The following is a 3,200-nucleotide window of genomic DNA, read 5'->3' as shown; positions in this document are numbered from 1 at the left end:
CTGGTGGCCCGGTGGGGCAACGAGCCGTTCGAGCGGGTGCGGCCCGGCGAGGTCGCCGCCCGCCGCCGTGTGCGGGGGGGTGGCGGAGGATCAGCCGACGGGGAGGCCCTGGAGCGGCAGGCCCTGGGTGGGGAGGCCGCCGTTGGTCGCCTGGCCGACGACGGGGAGGCCGCCGAGCAGCCCCCGGACGGGGTCGGCGGACTGCGGGGCGTGCTGGGCCTGGGCGGGCGCGCCGGACAGGGTGCGCTGGCCCGCCTCCAGGGCCTCGGGGGCGCCCGTCGGCAGGTTGTGGGCAATCTGCTCGACCGGCAGCGCGGCGGTGACGGTCTCCAGGGCGCCGGTGGCGTCCGGCAGCGCGGGGGCGGCGTGCGCGGCGCCCGCACCGGCGGCGGCGAAGGCGGCACCGAGCGCGGCGACACCGAGGGTCTTGACGGCAGACTGCTTCATGACGGGGGGTCCTCCGGGAGCGGGGAACGGGGGCCGGGCGGTCGGCGTCCGCAGGGGCGAAGCCGGCGCCCATTACGCCCCGCAAACACCCCGGCGGCCGGGGGAGTTACGGGCGGCACCGGCCGCGCGTCGCCCGGAGCGCGGCTTCCCGGCGGCCGCCGGAGGCCCTGGCGCACCCCCGGTGACCTGCGCTTCGAGGGTGGCCCGCGACGGGCCGGAGCACGACGGAACAAGCGGCTCAAACAAAGAAGGCGGTAACACGATCGGGTAGAGAAGGCGGCACGACATTGACGCGATCCGGCGTATCGCGCGACGGAACACGGGAGTGGCGGCGGCCGGAGCGGACGCGAGGGGACGGGACCGGCGCAGGTCGGACACCGAGCGGCCCGCCGCAGATCGTCCAGCGCGCCGAGACCGTCCGGCGGCGCCGGCCGCCCGACGGACGCCCGATCCCCACCAGCCGTGCCCGGCGGGCCGGCCCGCCGGGCACGGCCTGCCCCCTCGGACGCGCGCCACGCGAGACCCTGCGCCACGCAGGACCGCGCGCGACGCAGGACCTTGAGCGACGCAGGACCGCGCGCCACGCAGGACCCCGCGCGACGCAGGACTCCGCGCGACGCAGAGCCCCGCATCACGCGGAACGCGCACCACGCCGGGCGCGCCCCGCCGCGGAAGCCCTCCCCGGGCGGGGCCGGGGAGGGGCGGGCGGGTCAGGCCTCGTCGCGGAGGGCGGTGTAGCGGGGCTTGATGACGTCGTCGATCAGGGCCAGGCGCTCCTCGAAGGGGATGAACGCGCTCTTCATGGCGTTGATCGTGAACCACCGCAGGTCATCGACGGAGTAGCCGAACGCCTCCACCAGGTGCTCGAACTCCAGGCTCATCGAGGTGCCCGACATCAGGCGGTTGTCGGTGTTCACGGTGACCCGGAACCGCAGGTCGGTCAGCGGGCCGATGGGGTGGTCGGCGTAGGAGTCGGCCGCGCCCGTCTGGAGGTTGGAGGAGGGGCACATCTCCAGGGGGATGCGCTTGTCGCGCACGTAGGAGGCGAGCCGGCCCAGGCGGGCGGTGCCGTCGGCCGCGGTCTCGACGTCGTCGATGATCCGGACGCCGTGGCCCAGTCGGTCCGCGCCGCAGAACTGGACGGCCTCCCAGATGGACGGCAGGCCGAAGGCCTCGCCGGCGTGGATGGTGAAGTGGTTGTTCTCGCGCTTGAGGTACTCGAAGGCGTCGAGGTGGCGGGTGGGCGGGAAGCCCGCCTCGGCGCCGGCGATGTCGAAGCCGACGACGCCGGAGTCCCGGTAGGAGTTGGCGAGCTCGGCGATCTCCAGCGCGCGGGCGGCGTGCCGCATCGCGGTGAGCAGCGCGCCGACACGGATCCCGTTCCCGGCCGCCGCGGCCCGGCGCTCGCCCTCGCGGAAGCCGTCGTTGACCGCCTCGACGACCTCCTCGAGGCTCAGCCCGGCCTCGAGGTGCTGCTCGGGGGCGTAGCGCACCTCGGCGTAGACGACGCCGTCCGCGGCGAGGTCCTCGGCGCACTCGGCGGCGACGCGGAAGAGGGCGTCGCGGGTCTGCATGACGGCGCAGGTGTGGGAGAACGTCTCCAGGTAGCGCTCCAGGGAGCCGGAGTCGGCCGCCTCGCGGAACCACAGGCCGAGCTTCTCGGGGTCCTCGGGCTCGGGGAGGGCGTCGTAGCCGACCTCGCGGGCGAGCTCGATGATCGTCGCCGGGCGGAGACCGCCGTCGAGGTGGTCGTGGAGGAGCACCTTGGGCGCGCGGCGGATCTGCTCGGGGGTGGCGGGGGCCGTGGCGGCGGCCTCGGGGATCGCGGTGTTTCCGGTCTGGCTCGTCATCTCGGCACTGTAGCTCCTACGCGCGTAGAACGCCCGCAGCCGTCAACGGACGATACGGAACAGTGACCCTGCGGACGACTGGCGTACACGCCTGCTTCTGACACTGTTCTGTTATGCGACAGAGGACGCCGGCGGCTCGGGAAGCGCGCCTGGGGCGGGCAGTTGGGGTGGAGCGGGGAACGGTGGGCGGGGTCGTGCTGCTGCTGCCCGGCGGGGAGCCGTACTCCGGGCGCGGGCCCTCGCCGCTCGCGGCGGCGGGGGTGCGGGACCTGGCCCGGTCGCTGGCGCGGGCGGGCTCCGCCGACGCGCTCGTCGCGCACGTGGTGCGCTACCGCTCGCGCGGCTGGAACGGCGAGGACGCGGGCCTCGCGCGGGACGCGGAGTGGGCGGTGGACGAGGTCGTCCGCCGGTACGGGGACGTGCCGGTGTGCCTGGTCGGGGTCGGCATGGGCGGGCGGGCGGCGCTGCGGGCGGCGGGACACGCGGGGGTCGGCGCGGTGCTGGCGCTCGCGCCGTGGCTGCCGGAGGACGGACGGGGCTGCGAGCCGGAGCCGGTGCGGCAGTTGACCGGGCGGACGGTGATGATCGTGCACGGCACGAACGATCTGCGGGTGGACCCGGAGTTGTCGTTCCGGTTCGCCGCGCGGGCGAAGAAGGGGCACCGCGACATCTGCCGGTTCGAGGTGCACACCGACGGGCACGGGCTGCGGCAGCACCGGGCGGAAGTGCTGGCGCTCGCGGGGGACTTCGTGCGGGGGGCGCTGTTCGGGCACCCGTACGCGCGGCCGGTCGTGGACGCGTTGGCGGCGCCGCCGCCGTTGGGGTTGCGCATGCCGCTCGCTGCCGGCTTCGGAAGCCGTCGCTCGAAGTGAGCGGGACGTGTGGGGGCTTCGCCCCCACACC

At 75.6% G+C, this 3,200-nt stretch carries 3 protein-coding genes; 1 reads left to right on the top strand and 2 read right to left on the bottom strand.

All coding sequences use genetic code 11. From position 1 onward, the window contains the following. Nucleotides 1-90 precede the first annotated feature (90 nt). Nucleotides 91-447, bottom strand: a complete 357-nt coding sequence (locus tag ACFWEG_RS28750; protein WP_387220975.1) for an ATP-binding protein — start codon at nucleotides 445-447, stop codon at nucleotides 91-93. Nucleotides 448-1,157: 710 nt separating this feature from the next. Continuing rightward, nucleotides 1,158-2,297 carry an adenosine deaminase gene (locus ACFWEG_RS28745; protein ID WP_387220973.1) on the bottom strand — a complete coding sequence of 380 codons (1,140 nt, stop codon included), beginning with the start codon at nucleotides 2,295-2,297 and terminating at the stop codon, nucleotides 1,158-1,160. A gap of 113 nt (nucleotides 2,298-2,410) precedes the next feature. On the opposite strand from ACFWEG_RS28745, the gene ACFWEG_RS28740 reads away from it, so the two are divergent. After that, the gene (locus tag ACFWEG_RS28740; RefSeq protein ID WP_387220970.1) at nucleotides 2,411-3,169 is read left to right on the top strand and encodes an alpha/beta hydrolase; all 759 of its coding nucleotides are present in this window, start codon (nucleotides 2,411-2,413) and stop codon (nucleotides 3,167-3,169) included. Nucleotides 3,170-3,200: the final 31 nt, after the last annotated feature.

The sequence above is a fragment of the Streptomyces sp. NPDC060194 genome (assembly GCF_042728285.1).
GTDB lineage: Bacteria > Actinomycetota > Actinomycetes > Streptomycetales > Streptomycetaceae > Streptomyces.
The sequence above is the reverse complement of the archived record's forward strand: the minus strand, read 5'-3'. Positions and strand labels throughout refer to the sequence as shown.